Origin of the sequence: Brevibacterium jeotgali (assembly GCF_900169175.1) — a bacterium.
GTDB classification, from domain to species: Bacteria; Actinomycetota; Actinomycetes; order Actinomycetales; family Brevibacteriaceae; genus Brevibacterium; species Brevibacterium jeotgali.
In genome coordinates, this window is record NZ_FXZM01000032.1 from 1 (window position 1) to 4,221 (window position 4,221).

At 60.9% G+C, this 4,221-nt stretch carries 6 protein-coding genes; 3 read left to right on the top strand and 3 right to left on the bottom strand.

Annotated elements, in window-relative coordinates; translation table 11 throughout:
• From BJEO58_RS14580 to BJEO58_RS14590, 3 genes are all read left to right on the top strand, one after another.
• On the top strand, positions 1 to 200 hold a 200-nt coding region (locus tag BJEO58_RS14580), incomplete at its 5' end, for a transposase (RefSeq protein ID WP_180951982.1).
• Positions 201 to 429: 229 nt separating this feature from the next.
• The gene (locus BJEO58_RS15100) at positions 430 to 840 is read left to right on the top strand and encodes a helix-turn-helix domain-containing protein (protein WP_219617127.1); all 411 of its coding nucleotides are present in this window, start codon (positions 430 to 432) and stop codon (positions 838 to 840) included.
• Positions 837 to 1,823, top strand: coding sequence for a PIN domain-containing protein (locus tag BJEO58_RS14590; protein ID WP_101590178.1), 987 nt, complete (start codon positions 837 to 839; stop codon positions 1,821 to 1,823). The genes BJEO58_RS15100 and BJEO58_RS14590 overlap by 4 nt, the downstream gene beginning before the upstream one ends.
• Before the next feature lie 101 nt (positions 1,824 to 1,924).
• Here BJEO58_RS14590 and BJEO58_RS14595 read toward each other — a convergent pair whose 3' ends face one another.
• From BJEO58_RS14595 to BJEO58_RS14605, 3 genes are all read right to left on the bottom strand, one after another.
• On the bottom strand, positions 1,925 to 2,506 hold the full coding sequence (locus BJEO58_RS14595) for a CueP family metal-binding protein (RefSeq protein ID WP_101590179.1): 582 nt from the start codon (positions 2,504 to 2,506) through the stop codon (positions 1,925 to 1,927).
• A gap of 97 nt (positions 2,507 to 2,603) precedes the next feature.
• On the bottom strand, positions 2,604 to 3,383 hold the full coding sequence (locus BJEO58_RS14600; RefSeq protein ID WP_101590180.1) for a cytochrome c biogenesis CcdA family protein: 780 nt from the start codon (positions 3,381 to 3,383) through the stop codon (positions 2,604 to 2,606).
• Positions 3,380 to 3,997 (bottom strand): TlpA family protein disulfide reductase, encoded by a 618-nt coding sequence (locus tag BJEO58_RS14605; protein ID WP_101590181.1) that lies wholly within the window; start codon positions 3,995 to 3,997, stop codon positions 3,380 to 3,382. Before BJEO58_RS14605 ends, BJEO58_RS14600 begins: the two co-directional genes overlap by 4 nt.
• Between the last annotated feature and the right edge of the window lie 224 nt (positions 3,998 to 4,221).

The window sequence follows — 4,221 nt, forward strand, 5'->3', positions numbered from 1 at the left end:
ACGCCGTGGGGATCTTTCCCAATCGAGTCGCGATCGTGCGGCTGGTCGGAGCGGTGTTGGCTGAGCAGACTGATGAATGGGCCGAAGGCCGTCGGTACCTCGGACTCGAGGTCCTGGCCCGCTGCCGACTCACGTCCGTCGAGACCACCGGAGGCGAGGTGAGCACCGACCCCGACATCCCATTCGAACTCAGCGCCTGAGACCCCTCGACGAGGGATCCAACCGTTACACCACTACCAGGGACTTGACCCCGCTGCCAGCTTCAGAGGCTGAGAGCAAAAAAAGCCAGCAGGACCGCTCACGCACACAAAAGCTCAAGAGTAGGCCGGTGGCTCCAAGATGGAAGCTCCGCGCTCCCTGCACCGCAGCGGGCTACCACTACCGAAACGCCGGGTGTGAGCGTTTTGAGCGTTTTGTTATACTGGCGTCATGATGGGAGCGATCGCACACGAGCAGGCACGGCAATTGCGCTCGGCTGTGGACAAGATGTTCCATGAGCTCAGCGACTCCTCAGGTGTGCCGGAATCAGCACGCAACGCGTTCCTCCGGCTCGTAGACGTCCTGGAATCGAACTCCGAAGTGATCGTTCTTCCCTCAGAGACATTCATGACTACCCAGCAGGCTGCGGATCTACTCGGAGTGAGTCGGATGACGGTCGTCCGTCTCATCGACCGGGGGGAGCTTGTGACCGAAGGTGGGGGAGTGCATCGTCGTATCGCTGCGGCTGAACTAGCTCGATACCGAGCGGCCAGTGCCGCCCGCCGGCGGGCGGCCCTGCAAGAACTCTCCCAAGAGATCGACGACAGCACTCCGCCTGATCAGGTCATTCGCACCCGATGAGCAGGCCGGTCGCCGTTCTCGACGCTTGCGCCCTCATACCGATCAGGCTCGCGACAACGCTGCTCTGGCTCGCCGAGGCCGGACTCTTCCAACCACTGTGGTCAGATACGATCCTGGACGAGGTCCAGAGGAACCTCCCGAAAGTGCATGTCGACCCTGGGACGGCGGCGCGCCGCGTGGGAATGATGCGGAACGCTTTCGGAGCGGAAGCGCTTGTTGACGGGTTCGACGAGCTGATTGACGATATGCAGTGCGATCCTAAGGATCGACATGTGCTTGCCGCAGCGGTCGCGGGGGGCGCCGACACCATTGTCACCTTTAACCTGAAGGACTTCCCTGATCATGCGGTGGCTCCGCATCGGGTCCAGGTCCTCGATCCAGACAGCTTCCTGCTCCAGTTGCTCTCGGAGCAGTTGGAGACAGTAGTCTCCATACTGGAGCGTGAAACCGCATCTCTCCGCAGGCCACCCGAGACGGTCACGAAGTTCTTGGCAACTCTTACTGCTACCGCCCCAATTTTCGCGAACCTTGCCGCAGATGCAGCAGATGAGCCACCTGGAGCGCTCTCTCCAGTACCCGCACTCGTCGAAGCTGATGCAGACCGTGCCGCCGTCTCACTCGGAGAACCTGGCGATCTGACGAATCCGGCTCAGGTTGCGGTCATGTGGTGGAGAGGGCTGATGGAGGACTTGAGTCTGGCGCGCGCACTGTCTTATCACCCTCCTGCGTGGAAAGACTACGAGTGGGCGATCGACCTTCTCGCCGATAGGTCTCTTGGCTCAAAGGTGCTCCGGGCTGTCGACGCCCCCGATCGGATAGCGTTCATGCGGTTCGTTCCCGAGGTCGCTGCCACCTCGCAGGTGTTCGAGTCGTATCAGACAGCAATGACGTTCTTGACCTTGGTCCAGATCGAGGATGGGACGTGGCGTGTTTGGGGACTTGGCTCGGCCGTCTACTCAGCGAACGACATCTTCGGCATCTGAACCCATACTCGTCGAACATCGTCCGATGGGTTCAGTTCGGGGGAGAGTGCGGTGGTGGAGGAGCGCTAGGCTTTTCCACTCGATCGTGACGAACTGAGGCATTACTCGACTCGTAGATCGGTGATGCAGGTCGCGCCCTCGTCGGTCGTCGTGAAGTCCGTTGAGCCGGTCAGGCCGTCGTAGGTGATCTCGATGGTGCCGTCGGCGATGTTATTGGGTACCCAGACGCCGATGAAGCCGTTGTCGAAGGTTGTCATCTCTTCGTCGATAATCTCTTCGCCGGTGGCGTTGTCAACGATCTGGAGTTCGATGTTCTCGTTGCTCAGTTCCCCCAGGCAGGTCGTCAGGCTGTGGTAAAAGCAGTCGTGTGTTTGGTCCACGTAGGGGGCGATCGACAGGTATGAGGAATCCTCCGGTATGTCCAGCGTCACCTCGCGTACATTGTCGGTGAGTACCAGCTCGTCGGGATAGACAGAGGCCATCAAGTCGGCTGGGCGATCGGTCACCGCAAGTCTGTCGAGGTGGTCGATGGCTTCGACCGCGTCCATCTCGGCCAGGCCAAAGTCGGACAGGAGATCGATCGTTGCGTCTTGCCCGGTCGTGGATGACGGGTTCGGGTCTGCCGGGGCGCAGCCGGCCAGCACCAGGGTGAATGCTGTTGCGGCCATTGCGAGTCGTTTCACGTCTATCTCCTTATCGCTGGCGAGGTTCTCTGCCGGAAGTCAGTATCTGAGATGGGCAGGGGTGTTACCGGTTGTCTCAGTTTGTGGAGATGCGGTGTCAGATGATGGTCTCGAATCCACCGATCATGCCTTGCAGGCTGTTGATCCATTGGGTCCACACTCCGCTGACGAGCAGCAGTCCGATGATGATGAGCATGGCGCCTCCGATCCGGCTGATCAGCATCTGGTTTGCTCGCGCCCACTGCAGCCTGCCGGTGCCTTTGACGATGAGCACCGCCACGATGATGAATGGCACGCCCAACCCAAGGCAGTACACCAGGGTCAGTATTGCGCCGCGCCAGATCCCATCCGTGCCGGTCGCGCCGAAGCTGGTTGAGAGTGCCAGTACTGCCGCCAGGGTCGGTCCCATGCAGGGAGCCCAGCTGAACGCGAAGGCAGCTCCGAGGGCGGGAGCTCCCCACAGGCCGGCTGGCGGACGCTTATTGATTCGAGCGCTGCGCTGGAACATTCTGATGCCACCCATGAACACGATTCCGGCGAGGATGACGACGATCCCCATCATTCGGTTCAGGACGTCGGCCCACTGGCTGAGAAGAACTCCGGCCAGGCTAAACACCAGTCCCATGGACACGAAGACCATGGCGAATCCGGTGATGAAGAGTGCAACGCCGATGACGACTTTGCTGGTTTTCCGCTCGGTTAGCGCCTCCGCTCCGAGTCCGGTCACGTAGCCGATGTAGCCAGGCACCAGGGGCAGGACGCACGGCGAGAAGAAGGACACGGCGCCAGCCAGGATGGACACCGGGATCGCCAGCAACATGGGTCCGGAGAGAGCGGTTTGGGAGAACACCTCACCAACTGAGGCAAGCAGCGTCATGGGGACTCGTTCAGCACATCGGTGAGGAGTGCCTTGAGGGTGGAGTCGCTGACGGCGCCGACTACCCGCGCGGCGGGTCTGCCCAAGGAGTCCAGGACGACAGTGGAGGGGACTGCCTGAGGCGGCAAGACGTTGTTCAGAGCAGAGACACCTCTGCCGTCCTTGTCGATCATGGAGGGAAACGTCAGGTTGAACGTCTTGGAGAAGGCGTCTGCTGCAGCGACCCCATCCCGAACGTTCAGGCCAAGGAACTGCACCCCATCGTCGTGGAAGCGTTCGTAGTTGGATTGCAGAGCAGGCGCTTCCGTGCGGCAGGGTGGGCACGCCGCGTACCAGAGGTTGAGGACGACAGGGGAGCCCCGCCAGGAGGCGAGGTCGAAAGCCTCACCGGTGGTGTACTCGCCGCTCAGCTCGATCGGCTCACCCCGTTCCTGCGCCGCCAGTTGGGTGATGACTCCGGCTCCGGAGATGTAACCCTGTTCGTTGGCGACCGGAGAATCATCGGCAAAGCCTTCGTTGGCAGGAGTACAACCGGATAGTCCTGCTAGGACAGCCGCGGTGAGCAGACCCGTGCGGCGGACTAGAGACCTACGCGTCAAATGTTGTGTGAGCATCCTTCTTCTTCGTCACAGACCACGACCTATGCTCTCTCCATTCTCAGCCCGAGGGGAGCACGGATCGGACCAGATTCCTTGAAGATTTGACGAAGATTGAATCGCCCCGGGTTTAATGGAGACATCGATAACCCGGAAGGATGGGCGGCATGGTCGCACCACGAAAGTACCCCGACGAGCTACGCGAGCGAGCCACGAGGATGGCGATCGATGCGCGCAAAGAT

Bases quoted from the DNA above. Each gene is read 5' to 3' on its own strand.
- BJEO58_RS14605 (WP_101590181.1), bottom strand. From the start codon at position 3,997: ATGCTCACACAACATTTGACGCGTAGGTCTCTAGTCCGCCGCACGGGT.
- BJEO58_RS14600 (WP_101590180.1), bottom strand. From the start codon at position 3,383: ATGACGCTGCTTGCCTCAGTTGGTGAGGTGTTCTCCCAAACCGCTCTC.
- BJEO58_RS14590 (WP_101590178.1), top strand. From the start codon at position 837: ATGAGCAGGCCGGTCGCCGTTCTCGACGCTTGCGCCCTCATACCGATC.
- BJEO58_RS15100 (WP_219617127.1), top strand. From the start codon at position 430: ATGATGGGAGCGATCGCACACGAGCAGGCACGGCAATTGCGCTCGGCT.